The 24,225-nt window shown below is 63.3% G+C and carries 19 protein-coding genes and 1 pseudogene; 4 read left to right on the top strand and 16 right to left on the bottom strand.

The annotated features are described in order from the left end of the window. Together K9B33_RS19040 and K9B33_RS19045 are read left to right on the top strand one after the other, a co-directional pair. Nucleotides 1-936: an SDR family NAD(P)-dependent oxidoreductase gene (locus tag K9B33_RS19040; protein WP_224550640.1), complete on the top strand. Its 936-nt coding sequence runs from the start codon at nt 1-3 to the stop codon at nt 934-936. After that, nucleotides 933-1,825 (top strand): annotated as a pseudogene (locus K9B33_RS19045) (SDR family oxidoreductase). Before K9B33_RS19040 ends, K9B33_RS19045 begins: the two are co-directional and overlap by 4 nt. 159 nt (nt 1,826-1,984) lie before the next feature. On the opposite strand, the gene K9B33_RS19050 reads toward K9B33_RS19045, so the two are convergent. The 8 genes from K9B33_RS19050 to K9B33_RS19085 all read right to left on the bottom strand — a co-directional run bounded on the left by K9B33_RS19050 (nt 1,985) and on the right by K9B33_RS19085 (nt 12,418). Beyond that, nucleotides 1,985-2,770, bottom strand: a complete 786-nt coding sequence (locus tag K9B33_RS19050; RefSeq protein ID WP_224550641.1) for a class I SAM-dependent methyltransferase — start codon at nt 2,768-2,770, stop codon at nt 1,985-1,987. A gap of 175 nt (nt 2,771-2,945) precedes the next feature. Further along, entirely contained in the window at nt 2,946-3,815 is an 870-nt protein-coding gene (locus K9B33_RS19055; protein WP_224550642.1) for an amidohydrolase family protein, read from the bottom strand. Next, on the bottom strand, nt 3,805-5,934 hold the full coding sequence (locus K9B33_RS19060; protein ID WP_224550643.1) for a PQQ-dependent dehydrogenase, methanol/ethanol family: 2,130 nt from the start codon (nt 5,932-5,934) through the stop codon (nt 3,805-3,807). The genes K9B33_RS19055 and K9B33_RS19060 overlap by 11 nt, the downstream gene beginning before the upstream one ends. Nucleotides 5,935-6,036: 102 nt before the next feature. Next, nucleotides 6,037-7,599: an AMP-binding protein gene (locus K9B33_RS19065; protein ID WP_224550644.1), complete on the bottom strand. Its 1,563-nt coding sequence runs from the start codon at nt 7,597-7,599 to the stop codon at nt 6,037-6,039. 4 nt (nt 7,600-7,603) lie between these two features. Next, entirely contained in the window at nt 7,604-8,353 is a 750-nt protein-coding gene (locus tag K9B33_RS19070; protein ID WP_224550645.1) for a glutathione S-transferase family protein, read from the bottom strand. Continuing rightward, nucleotides 8,350-9,117 carry a glutathione S-transferase family protein gene (locus tag K9B33_RS19075; protein ID WP_224550646.1) on the bottom strand — a complete coding sequence of 256 codons (768 nt, stop codon included), beginning with the start codon at nt 9,115-9,117 and terminating at the stop codon, nt 8,350-8,352. Before K9B33_RS19075 ends, K9B33_RS19070 begins: the two co-directional genes overlap by 4 nt. Before the next feature lie 64 nt (nt 9,118-9,181). Further along, nucleotides 9,182-11,689, bottom strand: coding sequence for a TonB-dependent receptor (locus tag K9B33_RS19080; protein ID WP_224550647.1), 2,508 nt, complete (start codon nt 11,687-11,689; stop codon nt 9,182-9,184). Between the two features lie 273 nt (nt 11,690-11,962). After that, on the bottom strand, nt 11,963-12,418 hold the full coding sequence (locus tag K9B33_RS19085) for a MarR family winged helix-turn-helix transcriptional regulator (protein WP_224550648.1): 456 nt from the start codon (nt 12,416-12,418) through the stop codon (nt 11,963-11,965). 112 nt (nt 12,419-12,530) lie between these two features. Here K9B33_RS19085 and K9B33_RS19090 point away from each other — a divergent pair, with 112 nt between their 5' ends. Continuing rightward, nucleotides 12,531-14,000, top strand: a complete 1,470-nt coding sequence (locus K9B33_RS19090; protein ID WP_224550649.1) for a carotenoid oxygenase family protein — start codon at nt 12,531-12,533, stop codon at nt 13,998-14,000. A gap of 79 nt (nt 14,001-14,079) precedes the next feature. On the opposite strand, the gene K9B33_RS19095 is transcribed toward K9B33_RS19090, so the two are convergent. The 5 genes from K9B33_RS19095 to K9B33_RS19115 are packed head-to-tail and all read right to left on the bottom strand — an operon-like array spanning nt 14,080 to nt 20,392. Then, nucleotides 14,080-15,684 (bottom strand): MFS transporter, encoded by a 1,605-nt coding sequence (locus K9B33_RS19095; protein WP_224550650.1) that lies wholly within the window; start codon nt 15,682-15,684, stop codon nt 14,080-14,082. After that, nucleotides 15,681-16,736: an amidohydrolase family protein gene (locus K9B33_RS19100; RefSeq protein WP_224550652.1), complete on the bottom strand. Its 1,056-nt coding sequence runs from the start codon at nt 16,734-16,736 to the stop codon at nt 15,681-15,683. Before K9B33_RS19100 ends, K9B33_RS19095 begins: the two co-directional genes overlap by 4 nt. A gap of 3 nt (nt 16,737-16,739) precedes the next feature. Then, a complete protein-coding gene (locus K9B33_RS19105) occupies nt 16,740-18,167 on the bottom strand; it encodes an NAD-dependent succinate-semialdehyde dehydrogenase (protein ID WP_224550653.1) in 1,428 nt (475 codons plus the stop codon). A gap of 4 nt (nt 18,168-18,171) precedes the next feature. Then, nucleotides 18,172-18,930 carry a nuclear transport factor 2 family protein gene (locus K9B33_RS19110; RefSeq protein ID WP_224550654.1) on the bottom strand — a complete coding sequence of 253 codons (759 nt, stop codon included), beginning with the start codon at nt 18,928-18,930 and terminating at the stop codon, nt 18,172-18,174. A gap of 37 nt (nt 18,931-18,967) precedes the next feature. Further along, nucleotides 18,968-20,392, bottom strand: a complete 1,425-nt coding sequence (locus K9B33_RS19115) for an MFS transporter (protein ID WP_224550655.1) — start codon at nt 20,390-20,392, stop codon at nt 18,968-18,970. Between the two features lie 133 nt (nt 20,393-20,525). Between K9B33_RS19115 and K9B33_RS19120 the strand changes: the two genes are divergently transcribed. After that, nucleotides 20,526-21,428 (top strand): SDR family NAD(P)-dependent oxidoreductase, encoded by a 903-nt coding sequence (locus K9B33_RS19120; RefSeq protein ID WP_224550656.1) that lies wholly within the window; start codon nt 20,526-20,528, stop codon nt 21,426-21,428. Here K9B33_RS19120 and K9B33_RS19125 read toward each other — a convergent pair. The 3 genes from K9B33_RS19125 to K9B33_RS19135 all read right to left on the bottom strand — a co-directional run bounded on the left by K9B33_RS19125 (nt 21,425) and on the right by K9B33_RS19135 (nt 24,220). Continuing rightward, complete coding sequence (locus K9B33_RS19125; RefSeq protein WP_224550657.1) at nt 21,425-22,000, bottom strand: hypothetical protein; 576 nt, start codon at nt 21,998-22,000, stop codon at nt 21,425-21,427. The genes K9B33_RS19120 and K9B33_RS19125 overlap by 4 nt on opposite strands. Before the next feature lie 160 nt (nt 22,001-22,160). Then, the gene (locus K9B33_RS19130) at nt 22,161-23,534 is read right to left on the bottom strand and encodes a sensor histidine kinase (protein WP_224550658.1); all 1,374 of its coding nucleotides are present in this window, start codon (nt 23,532-23,534) and stop codon (nt 22,161-22,163) included. Between the two features lie 2 nt (nt 23,535-23,536). Continuing rightward, the gene (locus K9B33_RS19135) at nt 23,537-24,220 is read right to left on the bottom strand and encodes a winged helix-turn-helix domain-containing protein (protein ID WP_224550659.1); all 684 of its coding nucleotides are present in this window, start codon (nt 24,218-24,220) and stop codon (nt 23,537-23,539) included. Nucleotides 24,221-24,225 lie beyond the last annotated feature (5 nt).

Below are 24,225 nucleotides of genomic sequence, written 5' to 3' on the forward strand. Positions count from 1 at the left end.
ATGACACAGACAGCAGCAGCGCCCATGGGCGACGTCAGCGGCCGCACGGCCTTCATCACCGGCGGCGCGAACGGCATAGGCCTAGGGATAGCCCGCGCGCTGGTGCGGGCCGGCGCCAATGTGGTTATCGCGGACATTCGCGAGGACGCCCTGGCGCAGGCGAAGGCCGATCTGGCCGCCGATGGACAGGTGGAAACCGTGCAACTGGACGTCACCGACCGTGCCGGTTTCGCCCGCGCCGCCGATGCGGCGGAGGCGCGCTTCGGCAAGATTCACATCCTGATCGGCAATGCCGGCGTGGGTGTGATGGGGCCGGTGCTGAACGCGCGTTTCGACGATTGGGACTGGGGCATGGGCGTCAATCTGGGCGGGGTCATCAACGGTCTGGTCACGATCCTGCCGCGCATCAAGGCGCATGGCGAGGGCGGGCAGATCGTCACCACATCGTCCCAATCGGCGCTGATCCCGATCGGCTATTCGGCCATCTACACCGCGGCCAAGGCGGCCGTACTGGGCATTTCCGAGGCCATTCGCGGCGAACTGGCGGCGGAGAATATCGGCGTCTCCGCCTTCATGCCCGGCCCGGTGCAGAGCAATATCGCGCATAGCGGCGAACTGCGTCCCGCCGAATATCGCGAGGATAGCGGCTATCGCCAGCGCGAGGAGGAACTGGAAAAGCGGCCCGTGTCGCCGCTTTGGATGAGCGCGGACGAGGTTGGCGAACGGGTGCTGGCCGGCATCCGTGCCAACGACCTCTACATCCTGACCCACCCCGAATTCGCCGCCGGGATGCGGACGCGCTTCGACGCGATCCTGGCGTCCTTCCCCGATGAGACGATCAATCAGGACCGGGCGAAGGAAATCGGCTTCCTGCTCGGCAATCCGGTGTTCGACGACCAGTTGGCGCGGCGCAAGGCGAGGGAACTGGCGGCATGACGCAGGTTGCGGGGCGCACCGCCTTCATCACCGGCGGAGGATCGGGCGTGGCGCTGGGCCAGGCAAAGGTCTTCGCGCAGGCGGGATGCAAGGTGGCGATCGCCGACATCCGGCAGGATCATCTGGACGAGGCGATGGCCTGGTTCGAGAGGCGCGAACTTGCGGTGATGGCGGTAAAGCTGGATGTCACCGACCGCGCCGCCTATGCCCGCGCCGCCGACGATGTCGAGGCAAAGCTGGGGCCGGTCGAGTTGCTGTTCAACACGGCGGGGTATCGATCTTCGGCTCGCTCCAGAACGCCACCTATGACGATTGGGACTGGCAACTGGACGTCAATCTGAAGGGGGTCATCAACGGCATCCAGACCTTCGTGCCGCGCATGATCGAGCGGGGCAAGGGCGGGCATATCGTCAACACCGCGTCGATGTCCGCCTTCGTCGCGCTCAAGGGGACCGGCATCTATTGCACCTCCAAGATGGCGATCCGGGGCCTGAGCGAATGCCTGGCGCTGGACCTGGCCGATCATGGCATCGGCGTATCGATGTTGTGTCCCGGCGCGGTCAACAGCAATATCCATGAAGCGGTGCTGACCCGGCCGGCGCATCAGCAGAATAGCGGATATTATGGTGCAGACCCCGAAGTGATGGCGCATCTCAAACGGGTGATCGCGGTCGGCATGGAGCCGGAAGTTCTGGCCCAATATGTGCTGAAGGGCGTGGAGGCGAACCAACTCTACATCCTGCCCTATCCGGAATTTCACGGCACGCTGGAGGAGATACACGGACGGGTGATGGCGGCAGTCGCGCGGCCCGAAGACGATCCCGACTATGAAAAGCGCGTCGCCCATGGCGTGCCGGGCGGCGAGAAACGGGAAAAGGTCGACAGCTGAAAATGCCTCTGGCCGGGTGGATAAAGGGGGCCGCCCGGTCAGCTTTTTCGGGAGATTTCAGTGGATGCCATGGTGTCTATCACCAGCTCCATTGGATATGCCCCACCAAGCAAGGCGGGTCAGGCAGAACATCCTTTTAGCCTGTAGTCCTGGTTCATTTCACTTATCGGTTGGGCGTTGGGCAACAAGCAAGATCCAGTCTTCGAACAATGTTGCTTCATCGACGCCTTCCAAATTCAAAAAATCGCGATTTTCTTCTAATAATGCCATGGTTTCTTGTGTTGGAAGCTGCTTATGCTCCTTTATGATCTCAAGACCGGCGTCGACAACATATCTGATAAGTTCTGCATGAGTAACTTTGTTCAATTCTTCAAAATACTGCATGCTCCAAGAAGAAACCTTATGCTCTTCGACAAGATTGGTGAAATCCTTTCGGAGATGCGCCCATGGAAATTTTTCTGGCCCAAAGTCATCAAATAAATGATGTCCGACATTGGAGTAGAATAGGGGGCAGGTATCGAGAAGGAAGTAACCTCCCGGCGCGACATAGTTTGCAGCTACATCGATAAAGGCTTTAGGATTGGGAACATGCTCAATACTATCGAGCATCATGACGCATGAAAAACTCTTTGGCTGAAGCTTGCATTTGAATATATCTGCTTCGATCATCAATGATCGTGCGGCATCAATATCATAGACTTTGCAAATTTTATCGAATTCTTCAATAATGAACCAAGAAAATCCTGTGAAACTACGATCTATGCCTACTGCCGTTTTGAATCCTGCCTGTAATGCCGCAATGACGCCGTTGCCTGATCCACATCCAATATCCAGAAACCGACCTGCATGGGCACCAGGTTCGATGTGGTCCTGAATTTTATTCAGAGCATGCTGGCGTCTACCCTCGAAATCGGACGGTATGCTGTTCAAATCAAGTTCCATCATTACCCTTTCAGAGTAGCTTTGGCAGCATCCGCTCACTTATCCGTCGAAGACGTCGGCCCTGTCAATTGGCGCAACAGCTAATGTCGATAATTAAATGGAATTTCGATGGGGATATGCTTTGGAGTCTTCGCAAACAGCCAATCCATTCGCTATTCCCAAGGCAGCCGGATCCCGATTACAGCCCCAGCAGCTTGACCGCATTATCCTTCATGATGAGCGGCAGCACCTCGTCGCGGAAGCCCGCTTCCCGCGCGGCGTAGATCCATTTTTCAGGGCGGATCAACGGCCAGTCGGAGCCGAACAGCATCTTATGTTTCAACTGTGTGTTGGCGTACTGGATCACCTGTTTGGGGAAATATTTGGGCGACCAGCCGGACAGGTCCATGAAGACATTGTCCTTGTGCAGGGCCATCGACAGGCTTTCGTCGGTCCAGGGCCAGCTCGGATGGGCCAGGATGATCTTCATGTCGGGAAAGTCCACCGCGACATCGTCCACCAGGATTGGCTGGCCATATTTCAGCCGCACCCCGCCGCCGCCGCGCATGCCCGTCCCCATGCCCGAATGGCCGGTATGGAAGATGGCGGGCAGCTTATATTCGGCGATCACTTCATAGATGGGATAGGCAACCCGGTCGGCCGGGTGGCAATCCTGCATGATGCCGTGGAACTTGAAGCCCTTCACCCCATAATTCTCGACCAGGTCGCGGGCCTCGCGCGCGCCGAACTTGCCCTTGCGCGGGTCGATCGAGGCGAAGGGGATGACGATGTCGCTGTCGTTGGCGGCCAGTTCCGCCACCTCGTAATTGCTGATCCGCTTGGCCCCTATCCCGCTCTCGCAATCGACCGTGAACAGGCAGAAGGCGATATTTTGCGCCCGGTAATAGGCGATGGTTTCGGGAATGGTCGGCCGCTTGCGGTCCGCCTTGAAATAGGCCGACGCCGCGTCGAAATATTTGGCCATCACCGGGTCTTCGGGATCATGGCACGACACTTCGGCATGAACATGGACGTCGATGGCGATAACCTTCGTCGGATCAACGGGCATTGGGCTTGCTTTCCAGTGTCTTGTCCTCATTGGCGCGATGGATGACATAAGCGCGGATATCTTCGATCTCCTTGGCTGAGAAGATCGACGCGAAGCTGACCATGCCATTATCCTTGAGCGCACCGTCATGCACGATCATCTGCCATGTGCCCCTGTCGTTCAGCGCGGCGCTGCGGCGCAGGTCGGGGACGATGCTGCCGCCAACTGCGGCGTCTCCATGGCAGGTGCTGCAATAGCGGCCGAAACGTGCGCCGCCGGCGGCTATGTCCGCTGCGCTGGCGGTGGAGGGCGGCGGATCGAGCGGCATCGCCGAATGGGGCGGCGGCGCTGGCAACGCGCCCTTGCCGTCCAGCTTGAATACCAATAGCCGGCTGATGTTGCGGCTGGGACCGCTCTTGTCGGACAGGATGCCGGGCGCCAGCGCCCAGACGCCGCCCCAGCCGGCCATCACCGCCACATATTGCTGCCCGTCCAGTTCATAGCTGATGGGGGCTGCGACGATGCCGGTCTGCGCCGGGAAGGACCAGAGCTTGCGGCCATCCTTGGTGGCGTAGGCGTTGAAGTCACCTGTTGCCGTCCCCTGAAACACCAGGTCGCCCCCGGTTGCGAGCAGGCCGCCATTCCACGGCCCCTTGTAGGAGACGCGCCATTTTTCCTTCTGCGCGATCGGGTCCCAGGCGATGAGCGCCCCGGTGGTCGCCTTCATCGCCGCGTCGCGTACCGTCTTGTCGGCGGGCATGGCGGCGGCCGCGATATCGACGCCGACATTGAAGCCCAGCTTGTTCGCCTTCCATCCCTTTTCCGGGATATAGGGGAAGGCGGCGAGGTTGGCGGGGATGAAGACGGTCTGGCTCTTGGGATCGAAGGCCATAGGGTGCCAGCTATGCGCGCCGGTCGCACCGGGCGATCCGATGAAGGGTTTGCCGGTCTTGTAATAGCGCGCTTCCGGGTTTTCGATCGGGCGCCCGGTCTTCATGTCGATGCCGCTGGCCCAGTTGACCGGCACGAAATTCTTCGCCGACAGCAGCTTCCCGTTGGTGCGATCCAGCACATAGAAGAAGCCGTTCTTGGGCGCCTGCATCAGCACTTTCTTCTTCTGCCCGCCCATCTCCATGTCGGCCAGCATGATATGCTGGGTGGCGGTAAAATCCCAACTGTCGCCGGGCGTGGTCTGATAATGCCAGGCATATTCGCCCGTCTTGGCATGAACCGCGACGATCGAGGACAGATAGAGATTGTCGCCCTTGCCATCGGACCGATAGGCCTGGTTCCAGGGCGATCCGTTGCCGACGCCGATATAGAGAAGGTCTAGCTCCGGGTCATAGGCCATGGCGTCCCACACGGTGCCGCCGCCGCCCTGCTTCCACCACTCGCCATACCATGTCGCGGCGGCTTTCTTGAGGTAATCCGGCTCCTTTTCCGTGCCGGGCTGGGCCGGGACGGTGTAGAATTTCCACTTTTCGATGCCGGTGTCGGCGTCATAGGCGGCGACATAGCCGCGCGCGCCGAATTCCGCGCCGCCATTGCCGATGACGACCATGCCGTTCACCACGCGCGGCGCGCCGGTGATGGTGTAATTCTTCGTCTGGTCGAGCGTGACTTTGCTCCAGACCGGCTTGCCGCTCTTGCGATCGACAGCGATCAGCCGGCCGTCGAGCGTGCCGACGAAAATCTTGTCGCCCCATGCCGCCACGCCGCGATTGACCGCGTCGCAGCAGGCCTTGACCAAAGTGTCGCGCGGCACTTCCGGATCATAGGACCAGAGCAGCTTTCCGCTGCGCGCATCATAGGCCTTCACCATGCTCCAGGCGGTCGAGACATAGAGCGTGCCGTCGATGAAGAGCGGCGTCGCTTCCTGCCCTCGATTGGTGTCCATGTCGGCCGACCAGGCGAGGCCCAGTTTGCCGACCGTGTCCTGATTGATCGCGGACAGCGGGCTGAAGCGCTGCTCGTCATAGGTCCGGCCGGTCGACAGCCATTCGGCGGGCTTGGCGGCGATAATCCGGGCGGCGTCCACGCCGCCTGTGGAGGCAGGGGCAGTAACGTCCTGGCTCGTGCCCTTGCCACAGGCCGACAGGGCCAGACTCGTTCCCAACAGCAGCGCAATCGCGACCCGCATCCTCTTCCTCTCCATTTGTCGAGCGGATGTCTGCATCTCGCTCAGTTCATTTGTTTGTCGCGATTTCCAAGCCGTCAAATGTGCCATTTGACTAGAAATCGCTCAGTTCACCATCCGCGCGCCGGTCCAATAGGCGGCGCGCAGGGCTTTCTTGTCCATCTTTCCGGCGGCAGTCCGGGGAATGGCGGGGACGAAGGCGACGCTCTTGGGCGCCTTCACCCCGCCCAGCCGGGCCTTGGCATGGGAGATGATCTCTGTTTCACCGATATTGTCGGCGACGACAATGGCGTGGACGGCCTCGCCCCATTTTTCATGCGGAATGCCGATCACCGCACATTCGCGCACGGCGGGCAATTCCGTGACGGCGGCCTCCACCTCGGCGGAAAAGACGTTGAAGCCACCGGACACGACCATGTCCTTCTTGCGATCGACGATATAGAGATAGCCGTCCTTGTCGCGCCGGGCGATATCGCCCGTATGGTGCCAGCCATGGGTGCGGACTTCGGCCGTGGCATCGGGCATGTCATAATATTCGCGGGATACCAATACGCCGCGCACCACCAGTTCGCCCGCCTCGCCATCGGGCAGCAGCGCGCCGTCCTCACCCATGATCGCGACCCGGACGGAGCGGCTGGGCCGGCCGCAACTGGCTAGCCGTTCGGGCCGGTCGCCCGACGCCGCCGCTGCCACATCCTCCGGCGAGAGCCATGTGACGATCATCGGCGATTCCACTTGGCCATAGGCCTGGCAGAGGCAGGGGCCGAATATCTCCACCGCCTGCCGTAATTTCTCCGGCGAGACGGGGGAGCCGACCAGCAGGAATATCTTGAGCGAAGACGTGTCGCTGCCCACCCGTTCCGGCGCGTCGAGCAAGTTGTAGAGCGCGGTCGGCGGCATATAGACATGGGTGACGCGATGGCGCGCGATCGTGTCCAGCACGGCGGCCGCCTCGAAGCCGGGCAGGATCACCTGCGTCGCGCCCAGCGACAGGGTAGCGAGCGCCACCGGGCCGGCCGCATGGGTGATCGGTGCGACAACGAGCGAGACAGGTGAATCGGTGCGCCCGTCGACCGCTTGTGCCAGCGTCTCGATCATCGTGCCCCAGCCCAGATTGGTCACCACCACCCCCTTGGATGGGCCGGTGGTGCCCCCGGTGGGGAAGAGGCCGACGATGTCGTCGGGCTTGCCGAAGGGGTCGGAAAAGTCCGGCAAGCTGTCCAACTCGCTGTTCGCAATGAACTGGTCGAGCGAGGGATCGCCATCATGCGCGCGGTCTAGGCAGACGAAACGGGTCAGGCTGGGGACGCGGGCCTTGAGTGCCGCCACGTCCTCCGCCTGGCTGCTGTGATAGAAGAGCCAGCCGCAGCGGACATAGTCGAGATAGGCGGCATTGGCGTCGATCGCGTTGCGGGTATTGACCGGCACCCACTGACCATTGGCGCGCCAGATGGCGAGCAGTGCGACCATCATCGTCGCGCTGTTGGGACCATAGAGCGCGACCGGCTGCTGGTTGCGGAAGCCCGCCGCATGGAGGGCGGCGGCGACCTTGATCGTCAGCGCCCTGACCGCCGCGAAGCTCAGCGCCTCGCCGCTCTCCGCGTCGATCAGGCAGGGGCGTTCCGGACCAAGATCATGGCCCCGGTCGAAATAATCGATCGCGCGCATCTCATCAGCCCCAGCGGTTGATCTCCGGGCCGATGGCCCAGATCGCTTCGGGTTCAGGAACGGTGGCGAGGCCCAGCGCCTGCGCCACGGCGGGGCGGGCGCGCAGCCGCGCTTCCCAGGCGTCGGTCAGCGGTGCGGCGGCGAAGGCCTCGGGCACGAGGCCGCGCATTCCGGCCAACCAGGCATGGGTTTCAAGGTCGGCAATGGTGAAATCGCCCATCAGCCAATCGCGGCCGTCGGCCAGTTGCGCTTCCAGCTTCTCGACCGCCTGCGCGATCTTGGTGCGGCTGTCGGCCAGTTGGGCTTCGTCCACCTTGCCTTCCACCGCCTGCGACCAGCGGGCGGCGAGGTCTGCGCTGGCGATGCCGGCGGGGACCGAAGCTGGCGGGGCGGCGGCGTTGCCCAGCGCGGCGGCGGCGGGGGCCACGCGCTCGATCACATAGCGGCACCAGGCCATCATCTGCCAGCGGGCATAGGGATCGGCCGGGCGGATCGCGGGGCCGCTGCCCACCTCGTCCAGATAGCAGGCGAGGAAGACGCTATCGGTCATCGCAACGTCGCCCACGATCAGGACCGGCCCTTCGCCCTCGATCGATTGGTCGACTTCGATAGGGTGGGGCAGGGCGGCGCCATGGCGTTCACCTGCGACCAGATCGATCGGCCTACGGTCGAGATCGACGCCTTTCTCGAAAGCGGCGGCGAGGACGGTGAAGGACGGGCCATTGGGCTGGCCGTGATAGAGGATGCCGGTCATGCGGGTTCGCTTTCGAGCAGGGAGATGCGGCGGGCGAGGTCGGTGCGGCCCAACGCCCAGCAGGCGCGGGTCGCGGGGCGCGCATAGATGGCGCGCAGCCAGCGCATGATGTGGGGGGTCAGTTCGTCATTGCAGAGCTGCGGCTGCGACAAGGGCATGGCGTAGGCGAGGTTGAAGCCGTTGATGTCGGCCAGACCATATTCGTCCGACGCCAGCCATTGCCGCTCGCCCAGCGCCTGTTCCAGATAGCCGATGCAGAGGGCTACGCGCCGTTGCGATTCCGTCATTTCCTCTGGCGAAAAGGCGCCATGGATCGCCTTGCGCCAGGCGACGCGCCGTTCGGGCATGGGAATGCGGTCGATCGCCGCTTCCAACTCCGCCGGGTCTTTCTGCCGCACCGAAGGGCCGACGAAAACGCTCCAGCCGATCATCGAGAAGCTGGGGGCGAGCCACTGGTCCATGAACTTCATCCACCAGCGCGTGCGCCACTGGTCGACCGGGTCGGCGGGCATCAGGCGCGGGCCGTCGAACGCCTCATCCACATATTCCATGATGGCGGTGGATTCGGTCAGCACCAGCTTGCCATGGGTCATGGCCGGGATAGTGCCGAGCGGATTGACCGCCAGATAATCGGGCCGGTGCTGGTCGAAATTCAGCAGGTCGAGATAATGGCTGTCGAACGCGACGCCCTTTTCGAACAGCGCCAGCATCGGCTTGCCCGAATTGGCGTTGGGTTCCCAGTGATAGAGTGTGACGTCGGTCATGCCGGATGGGTCTCCGAAAAGAAGCCGGCCGGGCGTGCGCAGCCCGACCGACCGAGGGGGAGGCTTAGAATTTCTTCTTCACCGTGATCGCCCATTCGCGCGGATTGCCGGGGCGCGCCTTGCGCACGCCCGCGCCCGCGCCGCGCAGGTCGAACACGGAGAGATAATAATATTTGTCGAAGAGGTTGGTGACTTCGAACGAGACGTCGAGATCCTCGTCCGCATTCTGCCAGGTCAGCCGCGCATTGGCGAGCGTGTAGGCAGGCACGAAGTTCAGGACGCGGACGCCGCTGATGACTGCGGCGCCACCGAACTTCTTGTCTTCATAGGTGACGTCGAAGCGCGGGGTCAGGCTGCCGGCCTTGTCCAGATCGATCTTATATCGCGCGCCGACGCTGAACTTCCAGGGTGGCGACACCGGCGGATCATTGGCCGACACGCCGCCCGGATTGGTCGGATAGGCCGCTGCCGGATCGAGGCTGCTCGCCTTGTATTTGAAGTCGAGATAGCTGATCGAGGCGTCGATCGCGAGGCCGTCGATCGGGTAGGCGGACAGTTCCGCCTCGAACCCCTTGACCCGCGCATCGCCGGCGTTGAGCCGCGCGGCGCAAGGTGCGCCGGGGCAGGTCAGCACCGGGATCTGGATATCGATATAGTCGTTGATGAAGGCCGCGGCGTTCAACCGGACCCGGCGATTGAAGAAGTCGCTCTTGAAGCCGATTTCATAGGCGGTCAGCTTTTCCGGGCGGAAGGCGATGACCTGCTGCGTGTTGAAAGGGCGCGGGTTGGAGCCGCCGCCCTTGAAGCCGGTGGATACCGATCCATAGACCATCAGGCTGTCGGTCAGGCGATAGTCGGCCGCGATGCGATAGTCCCAGCGCTTGGCGCTATAATGGGCGGTAAGGCCCGACAATGCCGTCACGGTTTCGGTGGTGTTGCCATTGCCATTATAGTCGAGCGTGTCCGCGCCCGAATAGCCGATGCCATAGGCCGCGCCGACCGGATCGAGGAAGCGGTTGACCGTCCCGTCATAGTTCAGGCGATAATAGGTCTGGTCCTTGCTTTCCGTCGTGTAGCGCAGGCCGCCGCTCAAGGTCAGCCGGTCGATCGGCTTCCAGGACAGATGGGCGAACGCCGCCGTGGCCTCCGCCTTGGTCGGGTCGGGCTGGCGGAATTGCAGCGGATAGACCGGGACGTAGCGGATGTCCTGGAGCGAGTCATAGGTCGACTTCTGCTTGAAATAATAGCCGCCGACCGTGGCGTTGAGATTGTCGCCCAGCTCCGCGTTCAGCCGGACTTCCTGGCTGAAGCTCCAATTTTCCAGATAGTTGCGACCGAAACCGATATTGGCGGGGGATATATCGTCATCGGAATCGAACTGGGTGTTGAAGGTGCGGTATCCGGTGATGGACGACAATTTGAACGCATCGGACAGCGCATAGTTGATCTGGCCCGACACGCCCCAGCCCTTGTAGAGGCTGCGGTCGGTGCCCTGCGTCGCAGCCAGCGGCGTGCCCGCCGCGCCGAAGGGATCGACCGGGATCGGCGGTGTCCACACGCCGGCGGGCTGACCGGTGCCGATATAGTTGCAATAACGACCGCAGATGAAGCGGTCGTCATAGACGACGCCCGGCGCCGGATTGGTGTTGGGCGAATTGACGGGGTTGGTCGCGATCAGCACTTCGCCGGCGATCGTATGTTCGTCGCGGGTATAGTCGCCGATGACCGTGACATCCAGCTTGTCGCTGGGTTCCCAGAAGGCGATGGCGCGGATCGCCTGATAGCCCACGCCGCCCAGCTTGCTGATGGTGCAGTCGCCTGCGGGCTGGGTGGAGGGAATGCCGCTGCCGGGATTGGCGCAGCCATAATCGATCCGGTCGACGAACCCTTCCTGCTGCTTGGCGACGCCGGAGATGCGGACGGCGAGCGTGTCGGTGATGCCGAAATCGGCGGCGGCGCGAATACCGATCCGGTTGCGGATGCCGTAATTGACCTCAACGAAGCCGCCGCCATCGCCCGACGGACGCTTGGAATAGAGCTTGATCGCGCCGCCCTCGGCGTTGCGGCCGGCCAGCGTGCCCTGAGGCCCGCGCAGGATTTCGACCCGGTCGAGGTCGAGCAGTTCGAACACCGCGCCGGTCAACTGCGGATAATAGACATCGTCGATATAGATGCCGACGCCCGGTTCATAAGCGGGGTTGAAGTCGTTCTGGCCGACACCGCGGATCGAGGCGGTGATGGACGGGCCGAAAGAGGCGCCCTGCGGCTTCAACGACACGTTGGGCGCGGAATCGGCCATCTGCGCCAGGTTGGTCTGACTCTTGGCCTCCAGCTCGGCGGCGCCGACGGCGGTGATGGAGATCGGCGTGTCCTGCAACCGCTGGGCGCGGAACTGGGCGGTAACGACGATATCGGCGACCGAACTTTGCGACGCGCCATCCTGCTCGGCGGCCTGCGGGGCGGCCGCGGGCGGTTGGGCCGATGATTGCGCCGACGCTGGTGTAGTGATTGCGAGGATGGAGGCTGACGCCAACAGGGCGCGCGACATCATTGCACGAAGATCGTGTTGCATGGGTAATCCCCTCTCCTAATCCGGCTTTTGAGATCCGTCCTGTCCGAACGTGACCCGCCTGTGACGCTGCTGTGCGTCGATTGTTAGTAAGACATACAATTTTATCCGATGCAAGAGCCTCATCGACCTCGCAACGAACATTGTCGCACTATTTGCCTTCATTGCGAGAGGGCAAATAATGCTGTTGTTTCTATTGGTGGTAGTGGCAGTGACAGGATGATCAGGGGCGGAGAGAGAAAGCCCTGAAAATCCTTTGTTCCGCCAATGGTGCGTTCAGACGTAGACGCGCCGCAGCAGTTCCACCAGCATCGCGGTTTCGGCCGGGCTGAACCGCGCCTTCAGCCAATTCTCATGCTCGGCGATGCATGCGCGGGCCTGCGTCAGCGAGTCGCGGCCACCGTCGGTCAGGCTTAATGTCTGGCGGCGGCGATCCTGCGCGGACGCGCCGCGGGTCAGAAAACCGCGGTCCTGCATTCGATTGACGATGGCCATCACGCTCGCCCGGTCCATTTTCAAGCGGCGGCCGATATCCGCTTGAGCGATGCCGGGCTGATCCTCGATCAGCCAGAGGACGGCAACCTGCTTCTGGGTGAGGCCGAGGTCGCTGAAGGTTTCGGTGAAATGTTGATAGACGGCGGCGCTTGCCAGTCGAATATGAAAACCGACCAGGCCGTCTATGCCGCTGAGGCGAGGGTCGGGGAAGAGGTCGAGCGGTTCCAGGTCATTCATGGTATTCATAGTAACAGTGTGCGCAGTAAGCGATGGCCCGTCAATCCTTGGCCTTGAAAAAATGTGAGTGTCACATACAATATCTTCAACCAGAACAGGGAGAGGATCAGACGTGGCGCATTTTCCGGACACAGCGTCCTTCACGGGTTTCAACACGCCCTCGCGGATCGAGGCGGACATCGCCGATCTGGACATAAAGGGGACGGTGCCGCCCGAACTGGACGGCGCCTTCTACCGGGTGCAACCCGATCCGCAATTTCCGCCCCGGCTGGGCGACGACATCGCCTTCAACGGCGATGGCATGATCACCATGTTCCGCTTTCATGACGGCAAGGTCGATTTCCGCCAGCGCTGGGCGAAGACCGACAAATGGAAGCTGGAGCATGAAGCGGGCAAGGCTTTGTTCGGCGCCTATCGCAATCCGCTGACCGACGACGAGGCGGTGCAGGGCAAGATACGCGGCACCGCCAACACCACCGCCTTCATCCATGGCGGGAAACTCTATGCGCTGAAAGAAGATAGTCCGGCGTTGGTGATGGACCCGGCGACGCTGGAGACGGACGGCTATACATGGTTCGATGGCGCGATGACCGGGCAGACCTTCACCGCCCATCCGAAGATAGACCCTGCAACCGGCGACATGATCGCCTTTGGCTATGCGGCCAAGGGGGTGCTGACGCGCGACATGACTTATTATGTCGTGTCGCCGGACGGGGTGTTGAAGCAGGAATTGTGGTTCGAACTCCCTTATTATGCGATGATGCACGACTTCGCGATCACGCCCGATTATGCGCTGTTCCATGTCGTGCCCAGCACGTCCAACTGGGAACGGCTGGAGCAGGGGCTGCCGCATTTCGGTTTCGACACCACGCTGCCGGTCTATCTGGGCGTGCTGCCGCGCCGGGCCGATGCGACCGCGGCGGACATACGCTGGTTCAAGCGCGACAATTGCTTCGCCAGCCATGTCATGAACGCCTTTCAGGAGGGCACGAAAATCCATTTCGACACGCCCGAAGCGAAGAACAACATGTTCCCCTTCTTTCCCGACATCCATGGCGCACCGTTCAACGGGCCGGAATCGGCGAGTTTCCTGACCCGCTGGACGGTCGACATGGCGTCCAACGGCGAGGATTTCGCCAGCGTGCAGCGGTTGACCAATATGATGGGCGAATTTCCCCGGATCGACGATCGTCAGACCGGCCTGCCCTATCGCTATGGCTGGCTGCTGGTGATCGACCCGACCAGGCCGGTGGAACTGAAGGGCGGCAGTCCGTCGGGGATGCTGATGAACACGCTGGGCCTGATCGATCACCGGACCGGCGTGGAGCAGACATGGTGGTGCGGGCCGCTGTCGTCATTGCAGGAACCCTGCTTCATCCCGCGCAGCCCCAATGCTGCGGAAGGTGACGGCTGGATCGTGCAGGTGTGCAACCGGCTGGAGGAGCATCGCAGCGATCTGCTGCTGTTCGACGCGCTGGACATCGCCAAGGGACCGATTGCGGAAATCCGTATCCCGATAAGATTGCGGTTTGGCCTGCACGGCAATTGGGCGACGGCCGACCAGATCGGGCTGGCGGCCTAGAGCGATTTCTAGTCAGATGGAAACGCAGTTTGGCGAAGCCAATCATCTGACGACTCGGAAATCGCGTAAAGCCAGAAACCTATACTTGCTCCCCTGCAGCCCGGGCGCGGGGGAGCAGGCTGGCATGGTCGCGTTCGACCCGCCACAGCAGCACCAGCAGGATCAGCACCAGCGGCGGCGCGACCCAGTTGATCGACAGGATCGCCCCGCCCAGGTCGCCGCCCCGCGCGTCGCTGATCATCCCCACGGCATAGGGACCGATGCCCAGGCCGAAGATGGTCGACACAACGATATAGAGGCTGACGGTCAGACCGCGCATCCGCGGCAGCACCTGTTCGAATAATACGGCGTAGAGCGGCGGCATCCACATGGTCAGGATCAGGCTGTAGAGGGTGAAGCGCAGGTAGAAATCACCAGCGTCCGGCGCACGATAGACCCACAGCGCGATCAGCGGCGACAGGCTCATGGCGAACAGGGCGACCCACACCCGGCGCGACAGGCGATGCGCGCCGATCCGGTCGGACAATGGCCCGGCGAACAGCGGCCCGACGACGCCCAGCCCGGCGGACAGCAGGCCGAATTGCAACCCGGTGTCGGCCGGCGACAGGCCATAGCCTTTCATCAGGAAGGAGGGCGTAAAGCCCATCACGCCGTAGTTGATGACGCTCTGCAACGCCCCCGCCGCGATGCACAGCAGCAGCGAGGGATTGCGGGTGATGAGCGCGAAGGCGACCGGATCGCGGCCCTTGAGATTTTGCAGCAGGTTGGCGATGACGAAGGCGCCAAAGCCGATCACGCTCCATTGCACGACATGGGGGCTGATCGCCACGCCGCCGAGCAGCAAGGGGGGACGGGGCGAAAAGGATTCCGACCAGTGGATCGCCAACAGCACGGCCAATATGATCAGCGCCAGCAGGCCGATATTGAGCGTCCAGTCGCGGGTCGTCGCCCGCGTGCGCGCCAGACTGAGCCAATGAAAGCCCGGCGTCACGGCACCCAGCACGTTCAGGCTGGCGCGGAAGGGGTGGGGATCATGGGCGGTCGGGATGCCGTCCATGACGCCGCGCTGCGGTTCGGGCAGGCGGCTCATCAGGAAAGCGATGAGGAAGCCGGGCGTCGCCGCGACGGCGAAGGCGAATTGCCAGCCTCTCAGACCGAGCGGTGCCGTGCCCGCCGCATAGCGCGCATCCCACCATTGCGCTGCCATGCCGCCGATGATGAGCGATCCGCCCAGCCCGACGGCGATCGCGGCGGCCATCACCGCCATCACCATCCCGCGCTTTTCGCGCGGGAAATAATCATAGGTCAGGCTGGTGCCGGCCGGCTGCGACGCCGCTTCGCCGATGCCGACGCACAGGCGCGACAGCATCAGCGTGAAGAAGCCGGTCGCCAAAGCCGCCCCGCCGGTGGCGAGCGACCAGAAGCCGATCGTGATCGCCAGCAGCTTCGTCCTGATCCACCCGTCCGCCAGTCGCCCCAGCGGCAGCGAGAACAGCGCGTAGAAGAGCGCGAAGACGGTGCCGTAGAGCAGCCCCATTTCCGCGTCGCCGATGTTCAGGTCCGCCTTGATCGCGGGGGCGAGGATGGCGAGGATATTGCGGTCGAGCAGACTGACGAGATTGGTCCCCGCTACCAGCGCCAGCGCATAATAGGCCGTGGCGCGCGAAGGGGCCTTGATCGTCACAGGGCGAACACGCGTTCGGCATTGGTCTGCATCAGCTTGCGCCTGGCCTCGTCGGACATGTCCAGCAGGTCATGGGTGCGCACTTCATCCGCCACATATTGATAGGGATAGTCCATCGCATACATGACCCTGTCTTCGCCCAACACCTTTTGCGCGAATGTGATCGCCGGCTCCCACGCCATGCCGCTGGTCGTGACGCAGACATTGGACCGCATATAGTCGTGGATCGACTTTTTGAGCGGCTTCATCCGTTCGTAGCGCTGCGATCGCACGCCCGCCTGATGCATATAGTCGAGCCGGTAGAGCCAATAGGGAAGCGCCTCGCCCATATGGCCGACGATGATCTGCAGGTCGGGATAGCGGTCGAAAATACCGATGGTGATGAGCCGCAGCAGGTGCATCCCCGTCTCCACGCCAAAGCCGAAGATCGCGCCGTCCAGCCCGGCGTCCAGCATCGGCCCGATCATCGCGTCGGGCGGGGTCGAAGGATGGATATAGAGCGGCTGGCCGGTATCGGCGAGCGCGCGGAAGATCGGGTCGAACTTGGCATCGTCCAGATATTCGCCCTGGGTATGGCTGTTGACCATCACCCCCTTGAACCCCAGATCGCCAGCGCCCCGCCGGATTTCGGCGGCGGACCAGTCCGGATCCTGCGGTGCGATCGACGTCATGCCCACGAAACGGGTGGGATGGGCGGCGCAACGCTCGGCAAGATGATCGTTGGCGCGGGCGACCATCGCCTTGGCCTCGTTGACGTCCAGCAGTGGTTGCACGCCCGGCGAGGTCAGCGACAATATCGCGACGTCGATCCCGGTCGCGTCCATATCCGCCAATCGCTGGTCGCCCAAGTCGAGCAGCCGATCGATGATCTGGGTCGCGCGCTGCGACGGCGACTGGCCGTAAAAGCCCCACAGCGACACCATGCCCCGATCGGCCGTTCCGTCGCGCAACATGCGCAGATAAGCGTCGATCTGTTCGCGCGTGGCGAAGGCTTCCTCCGTCGCGATGCGCAGATAGCCGCGGTCGCCGCCCGTCTTCAGTTCATGCGTCATGGCTTATCCTTCGTGAATGGCTTTTGTGACGAGGCAGGCGTCGATTCCTTCCGGACCGTCTTCCGCGCCGTGACCTGACCATTTGACCCCGCCGAACGGCGAATCCGGCCCGCCGATCATCGCTGTATTGATGCCGACCATCCCGGCCTCGACCGCGCGTGCGACCCGGCGCTGGCGCGCGGCGTCGCTGGTCCAGGCATAGGCTGCCAGGCCATAGGGCAGGCGATTGGCCTCCGCGATCATCGCGGCTTCATCGGCATAGGCGTTGATGAGGGCGACGGGGCCGAACGGCTCCTCATTCATGATGGCGGCGTCCAGCGGCGTGGCCGTCAGCACGGTCGGCGCGAAATAATAGCCGGCATTGCCGATCCGTTCGCCGCCGGTTTCGAGGCGCGCGCCCTTGGCCACCGCGTCGCCAATCAATCGGTCCATTGCGTCGAGACGCCGGGCGTTGGCCATCGGTCCCATGACGCTGCCGGCCGCCGCGCCGTCGCCAACCGTCACCTTTTGCGCGCGCTCGACAAAGCCGGCAAGGAAGCGATCATGGACACCGGCCTCCACGATGAAGCGCGTCGGCGATACGCACACCTGCCCGGCATTGCGATGTTTGCCCGCCACCACCGTATCGAGCGCCTTGTCGATATCGGCATCGGCGAAGATCAGCACCGGGCCATGTCCGCCCAGTTCCATCGTCGTGCGCTTGCAATCCTCCGCCGCCAATTTCGCCAGATGCTTGCCGACGACGGTGGAGCCGGTGAAGCTCATCTTGCGGATGATGGGGGAGCCGAGCAAATGGCGCGACACTTCGTCGGGCACCCCGAACACCGCCTGCGCCACATCGCCGGGCAGCCCTGCGTCGAGCAGGCATTGCAGCACCCCCAGCGCGGACGCAGGCGTTTCCTCCGCCGCCTTCAGGATGACCGAACATCCCGCCGCGATCGGCGCACCGAGCTTGCGGCCGGGATTGCCGAGCGGGAAATTCCATGGCGCGAAGGCGGCGACCGGACCGACCGGCTCCTTGGTAACGGTCGATCGCTGCCCGGCCGGACGTACCAGCGCCCGGCCGTAGAGACGAAAGACTTCGCCGGCGTAAAAGTTGAACAGGCCGACATTCATCATCACTTCGATGCGTGCTTCGGCCAGCGTCTTGCCCTGCTCCAGCGTGGCGATGCGGGCGAGTGCCTCCTGCCGCTCGACCATCAGCCGGGCCGCGCCTTGCAGCACGGCCGCCCGCTCATGGGGCGTCGAATCGCGCCAACGATGGAAGCCGCGCTGCGCCGCCGCCAGCGCCGCGTCGAGGTCCGCCGCATCGGCCAGCGGCAGGTCCGCGATCGCCTCGCCGGTGGCGGGGTTGACGACCTTGTGGGTCCGTCGCCCGCCGCCCGACAGCCGCTGGCCATCGATCATCAGATAGAGGTCGGGATAGGCCATGGGTTCAGGCGCTCACCGCTTCGCGCGCGGCCCGTTCGCGGTCGATATCGCCCTGCCAGCGTTCGGCGACGATTTCCTTGCCCGTCACCGGATGCACCATGTGGAACGGCACCAGCTTGTGCGTCGGCCACAGCCAGTGATCCTCGATCAGCGCGTCCGGCCCGGTCGGGTCTTCGGGATAGGTGATCTTGGGGAAAGGCACATATTCGGCTGGCGTATTGGCCCAGCCCTGGTCGAAATCGGCATGCCATTGCGGCATGTAGTTCAGGATCTGGATGCGCCAGATGCCGTCCACCTTCTTGTAGGTATTTTCGTAGATGCCGCCCTCCCACCATTGGCGCGTGCCGAGCATCGGGTTGGAGGGGTCGGTATAATCCTTATGCCGGCCAGCCTGCATCATCGACCGGGCGCGGGCATGGGCTGTGACGCCGTCTGCATCGATGTCGACGATATCCTGCAATTGCGGATGGTCGAGCAGGAAGCCATCGATCGGACCGTTGGTGCCATGGGTGAAGCGCGCCTGGAAGCGTTCGACATAGAGGCGGCGAATACCTGCCTGGCCGCGCCAGACGCCGCCGAAGAAGCGCACTTCGCCATCCTCGGTGAACAGGTCGGCGGTTTCGTTATAGAGGCATTTGTCGATCAGATAGCCGTAGAGATGCTGCAATTTGCGCACGTCTAGTTCATCCTCGCGCCGTTGCAGGCGGGTGCTGAGGTCGGCGACGCTCTGTTCCAGGCGGGCGATACGGTCGGTGTCGGACATAATTTGCTCTCCTATCATTGTATGTAATACTTACAGATTAAACGGCTTCCGCAGCCAGTCGCTCCACTTCCTCGCGATAGGGACGGATGGCGCGGATCATGCAGAACGTCGCGATCGGCAGCAGCACGCCGGCGGTCATCACCAGCGACTTCCAGAGCTGGCTGGGATCGCCGACGATATAGTCCTGCACCAGGCCCACCAGGAAGCTGCCCATCGCGCCGAAGAAGGTGAACATGAAGAGGTAGATCGCCGTCACCTGGCCCCGCATCGCATTGGGCGCAACGCGCTGGATCGCGGCATTTTGCGGGACGGCCCCGGCCATGCCGAACATCGCGCCGATGCTGGATACGGCCAGTGACGCATAGCCATTGGGCATCAATGGCGCGAGGATGGCGCAGATGGTGACGCAGCCGAAGAAGATGGCGGCGGCGCGGACATTGGCGTCGGCGTGGCGCTTGGCCAGCCATTCGACGAAGATGCCGCCCAGCAGCAGGCCGGTGAGCGACGCGACCAGCGTCATCGATCCCATCACCGCGCCGATCTGCGCCTCGTTCCAGCCATAGGTGCGGATCATGAAGGGGACACGCCAGAATTGCAGGCCGAACACCTCGATCGCGCTCAGCGCCAGCCCGGCGAACAGCGGATAATAGACGCGGCGCTTGGCATGGATCGCCCTGGCGGCGTCCAAGCCGGTGAAGGTCAGGATGCGGCGGCCCAGCGAGGCTTGAACGGGCGGCGTGATGGAGTCGGGGGCGGGCGCATGGCGCGGCGGTTCCTTCACTGTCAGGAACAGGAGGGCGACGAACAGGGCGGGCAGGCCCAGCCAGATCATCAGCCATTGCCAGCCCAATATGGTAAGGCCGCCATGCTGGGTTGGCGGCCATCCCACCGCATGGGAGATCAACATGCCTCCGATTACCGGGCCGAGTGTGGTGCCGCCGATGAAGCCGAATTGCAGCAGGGCGAAGGCGCGGGTCAGGATGCGCGGCGGGAAGGCGTCGGCCAGCAGCGAATAGGAGGACGGCGCATGGGCCGATCCGCCTGCAGCCAGAAAGACGCGGGTGCCGACGAACTGGCCGAAACTCTGCGCGATGCCGCCTAATGAAGTGATGATGCCTAGCGCCGCGCATCCTCCCGCCAGCACGAACTTGCGCGGGAAGATGTCGGCCAGGCGCGCCAGCGGGATGCCGACGAACAGATAGCAGATGATGCTGGCGGGTCCGGCTAGGAAGCCGAGCTGCGAATCGGACAGGCCGAAATCCGCCTTGATCCGCTCCGCCAACATGGCGAACACCACCTGTTCGAAGAAGGTGACGAACGTCGCCAGGATGATGACGAACAGCGCCCAATAGGCGGCACCCATCGCATGGGGCGGGCGCGCGGATGCGGCGGCATCCGGCGATGCGGCCTCTTCCGCATCCCATAATGTATCGGTCGCAATCGGCGCGGGTGCCAGGGCCATGGGCCTTCTCCTCTCCACTTCTCCCTTTGTTCACAGGGATGAAATTTCGGCTTGGCGAATTTGTAAGTGAACTATACGATTATGGCGAGAGAAAAATACACGTTCGTTACAAAGATCGTCATGGGAGAATGGGATGCTCGAATTTGCAGGACGCACCGCCTTCGTGACTGGCGGCGCCAATGGCATCGGTCTGGGTCTGGCCCGCGCCCTGCTGGCGCAAGGGTGCAAGGTCGCGATCGCCGATATAAGAGAAGATGCGCTGGCCGCCGCGGTCAGGACGCTCGACAATCAGAGCGTCATAGCTGTCCAACTCGATGTCGCATCGCGGACAGGTTTCGCCGAGGCGGCCGACAGGGCGGAGAAGGCGCTGGGGCCGGTCAGCCTGGTCTTCAACAATGCCGGCATCAACCTGTTCCAGACCATCGACGAGTCCAGCTATGACGATTGGGACTGGGTGATGGGCGTCAATCTGCACGGCGTCGTCAACGGCGTAATGACCTTTGCGCCGCGGATGAAGGCGCTGGGGCAGGGCGGTCATATCGTCAATACGGCGTCGATGGCGAGTTTCCTGTGCGGCGGCGCGCCCGGCATCTACAACACCACCAAATTCGCGGTGCGCGGGATGAGCGAATCCCTGCGCTACAGCCTGGCGCCGCACGGCATCGGCGTGTCCGTACTCTGCCCCGGCCTGGTGAAGAGTCATATCTATGCGAGCGACGAAGTGCGGCCGCCCGCGCTCAGCGGTGGTGCGAAGCCAGTGGACAGCGCAGCCGTCGGGCGGCTGGAACAGTTGCACCAGTTCGGCATGGAGCCGGACGTCATCGCCGCGCGCACGTTGGGAGCAGTACGAGAGAACCGTTTCCACATCTTCCCCCATCCCGAATTTCGCGACGAACTGGCAACGGTGTTTGACGAGATACTCGCCGATTTCCGCGACTATCCCGAAGATGCCGGCTTCGCCCAGCGCACTGGCTTCGAAAAGATGCGTCGTGACAATTATGCCAAGGCCCGGCGCGAGGCGCGCGAACGCGCTTAATGGGCGAACAGGTCGCCCTGCCGGGGTGGGGCGGCCGGTCGTCGTGGCGCGGCCGGCGTACCGATGAGCACGCGGGCGCGGCCGGTGAGCGTATATACCGCTTGGCGCTGTGCGCCGCGATTGAGATGATCGACGCGATAGCCCTGATAATGGCGCTTGAGCAGGCCGGCCTTGACCAGTTCCGACGCGGCCCGGCTGAGATTGGTCTTGCCCGACGCGCGCACGCGGTTGCGCACTTCTTCCTGCACCTGCACATCGTCAGTCAGGGTGTCGCCGGTCAACTTCATGTCCTTGCGCAACTCGTCGCGCACCCGCTCCACCAGCGCCATGCGGCGTGGATCGCGGTGGCCCATCGGCGTCAGCGCATCGCATAGCCAGTCACGTAGCGGGACCAGCCCGTCGCCCACCCGGACCTCCGGCCCTGCGCTGCCGTCCGGTCGGGCCACGTCCGCGATCAGCGTCAGCAGCATGAAGGCGTATCGCGGCCGCGAGCAGCAATGGGAGAGCTGGTCGAGCAACAGCGAAAGATCGCTGCCGCCGGGAATGCGGGACGGAAGGGCTGGGTGAAACATATCGTGAATCAAGCACAGAGCGAGTCGCTTGTGAATCCGGTTTTTTCAGCGCGTCGCATTTTGTCGCCCGTGACACTTTGCCCTTCGGTAAAGTGTCACGGCAGAAACTTTACCGAAGGGCGCAGGCATGCCCCGGCGGGCGTGATCCCGATCAGATCCCTTAAGTCGAATGCTGCTCGTCCTCGACGGGCAGGGTCAGAGTCACGCGCAATCCGGGTCCCGCATCGCTCAATGTCAAGGTGCCGTCATGGAGATGAGCGACCGCCGCCGCCAGCGAGAGGCCCAGACCGGCGCCCGTGATATGGCGCGACGCATCCAGCCGGGCGAAACGCCGCAGCGCCTCGATCCGCCGCTCTTCGGCGATGCCCGGACCGTTGTCCGCCACGGCGACGCAGATCGACGGGCCATCCCGCCAGGCGGACAACAGGATGCGATCGCCGCCATATTTGAGCGCATTGTCGATCAGGTTCGACAGCACCTGACCAAATATCTCGCGATGCGACCGGATATGCAGGCCGGGCGGCGCATCGACGCTGATGGTCACGCCTTTGTCCTCGGCCAGCGCGTCATACATATCCTGGAAATCGTCCAGCAGCGCCGCAACGTCGACCGCCGAGAAATTGTCGCGGCCGATCCCCGCTTCGGCCCGGCTGATCAACAGCGCGGCATCCAGCATCCGCAACAGCGTGTCGCCTTCGTCCAGCGCCTTTTCCAGCGCTGCGATCGATTCCTCGTCCCGGCTCTGGCGCAAGGCGCTCTCCAGCACGGCGCGCAGCCGGGTAAGGGGAGAACGAAGGTCATGGGCCAGGCCGTCCGTCACCAGCCGCATCTCATCCACCAGTGCGGTGATGCGGTCCAGCATCGCGTTGATCTCGTCGCCCAGCGCATCGAACATGTCGCCGCTGCCGCTCAGCAGGATGCGGCGCTTGATGTCGCCCGTGCCGACCGCCGCAGCGGTATCGATGACCGATCGCAGCCGGCCCCGGATGATGGCGGCGGAGAAGAAGGCGGCGCCCGCCGCCAAGGGCATGGCGAGGAGGATGGCGCCGATTAGCGCCGCTTCCAGGTAGCCGCCGAAGCGCAGGTCGTTTTCCACGACATGGCCGGTCAGCAATCGCGTTCCGTCCGGGAATTGCGTGCTGACGATGCCGATGCTCTGGGGATCGCGGTTCTTCTGGCCGATGCGCAGCAGGTCGAGCTGGCGCCAGCTTTCCGAGGGACCGATGTCGGCTGGCCAGCCTGGGATGTTACCGGCGATGCGCTGGCCATTCGGCCCGATCAGCAACATGATCGAGCTGCCGTCCGGGTCGGCCATCATGCGGCTATGCACCGTGGCGCCAGCCGCTTGCAGGCCAGCCGCTGCATAGGTGGCGGCGATATCATCGCGCAGGTTCACCGCGACCGCTCGGCTGGCTTCGTCCACCGAACGGCTGGTGAATTGATGCACGGCCCAGAGCGCGACCAGCACGCAGGCGATCTGCATCAGGAAGACGAGCGCGGCGAATCGCCAGATGACGCTCTGGCGCCAGCGCATCGTCACCCCTGTTCGCTCAGGCGATAGCCTGCGCCGCGGATCGTGTGGATCAGCGGAGGCTCGCCATCCTCGTCGACCTTGCGCCGCAGCCGGCTGATATGCACGTCGATGACATTTGTGCCGGGATCGAAATGATAATCCCATACGCCTTCCAGCAACATGGTGCGGGTGACGACCTCGCCCTGATGCCGCAGCAGATAGTCGAGCAGGCGGAACTCGCGCGGCTGCAGGTCGATGACGCGCGCGCCGCGCTTCACCTTGCGAGAGAGGAGGTCGACGTCCAGGTCGCCGCAGGACAGGCGCGTTTCGGGCGCCTGTCCACCACCGCGCCGCAGAATGATCCGCAACCGCGCCAGCAGTTCGGCGAAGGCGAAGGGTTTGGCCAGATAATCGTCCGACCCGCCGGTCAGCCCCTTGATCCGTTCATCGGCGGTCGCCAGCGCCGACAGGATGATGACCGGGGTGTCGATGCCGGCCGCGCGCAGCGCCGCGAGCACCGCCATGCCGTCCATGCCCGGCAGCATCCGGTCCAGAATGATGGCGTCATGCGCGGCTTCGGTCGCCAGGAACAGGCCGTCGCGGCCATTGTCGGCGCGATCGACGGTAAAGCCTTCCTCGACCAGTCCCTTGGCGATGTAATCGGCGGTGGTCGCGTCGTCTTCGACCAGCAGCACCTTATAGCTCATGACCG

Source organism: Sphingobium sp. 3R8 (assembly GCF_020166615.1).
GTDB lineage: Bacteria > Pseudomonadota > Alphaproteobacteria > Sphingomonadales > Sphingomonadaceae > Sphingobium > Sphingobium bisphenolicum.

What these genes read in the sequence shown, in the direction of transcription:
- K9B33_RS19105 (WP_224550653.1), bottom strand. Translation starts at nt 18,167, where the DNA reads ATGGCCTATCCCGACCTCTATCTGATGATCGATGGCCAGCGGCTGTCG.
- K9B33_RS19130 (WP_224550658.1), bottom strand. Translation starts at nt 23,534, where the DNA reads ATGCGCTGGCGCCAGAGCGTCATCTGGCGATTCGCCGCGCTCGTCTTC.
- K9B33_RS19060 (WP_224550643.1), bottom strand. Translation starts at nt 5,934, where the DNA reads ATGCGGGTCGCGATTGCGCTGCTGTTGGGAACGAGTCTGGCCCTGTCG.
- K9B33_RS19115 (WP_224550655.1), bottom strand. Translation starts at nt 20,392, where the DNA reads ATGGCCCTGGCACCCGCGCCGATTGCGACCGATACATTATGGGATGCG.
- K9B33_RS19085 (WP_224550648.1), bottom strand. Translation starts at nt 12,418, where the DNA reads ATGAATGACCTGGAACCGCTCGACCTCTTCCCCGACCCTCGCCTCAGC.
- K9B33_RS19075 (WP_224550646.1), bottom strand. Translation starts at nt 9,117, where the DNA reads ATGACCGACGTCACACTCTATCACTGGGAACCCAACGCCAATTCGGGC.
- K9B33_RS19100 (WP_224550652.1), bottom strand. Translation starts at nt 16,736, where the DNA reads ATGACGCATGAACTGAAGACGGGCGGCGACCGCGGCTATCTGCGCATC.
- K9B33_RS19040 (WP_224550640.1), top strand. Translation starts at nt 1, where the DNA reads ATGACACAGACAGCAGCAGCGCCCATGGGCGACGTCAGCGGCCGCACG.
- K9B33_RS19120 (WP_224550656.1), top strand. Translation starts at nt 20,526, where the DNA reads ATGCTCGAATTTGCAGGACGCACCGCCTTCGTGACTGGCGGCGCCAAT.
- K9B33_RS19125 (WP_224550657.1), bottom strand. Translation starts at nt 22,000, where the DNA reads ATGTTTCACCCAGCCCTTCCGTCCCGCATTCCCGGCGGCAGCGATCTT.
- K9B33_RS19055 (WP_224550642.1), bottom strand. Translation starts at nt 3,815, where the DNA reads ATGCCCGTTGATCCGACGAAGGTTATCGCCATCGACGTCCATGTTCAT.
- K9B33_RS19110 (WP_224550654.1), bottom strand. Translation starts at nt 18,930, where the DNA reads ATGTCCGACACCGACCGTATCGCCCGCCTGGAACAGAGCGTCGCCGAC.
- K9B33_RS19065 (WP_224550644.1), bottom strand. Translation starts at nt 7,599, where the DNA reads ATGCGCGCGATCGATTATTTCGACCGGGGCCATGATCTTGGTCCGGAA.
- K9B33_RS19135 (WP_224550659.1), bottom strand. Translation starts at nt 24,220, where the DNA reads ATGAGCTATAAGGTGCTGCTGGTCGAAGACGACGCGACCACCGCCGAT.
- K9B33_RS19050 (WP_224550641.1), bottom strand. Translation starts at nt 2,770, where the DNA reads ATGATGGAACTTGATTTGAACAGCATACCGTCCGATTTCGAGGGTAGA.
- K9B33_RS19080 (WP_224550647.1), bottom strand. Translation starts at nt 11,689, where the DNA reads ATGCAACACGATCTTCGTGCAATGATGTCGCGCGCCCTGTTGGCGTCA.
- K9B33_RS19070 (WP_224550645.1), bottom strand. Translation starts at nt 8,353, where the DNA reads ATGACCGGCATCCTCTATCACGGCCAGCCCAATGGCCCGTCCTTCACC.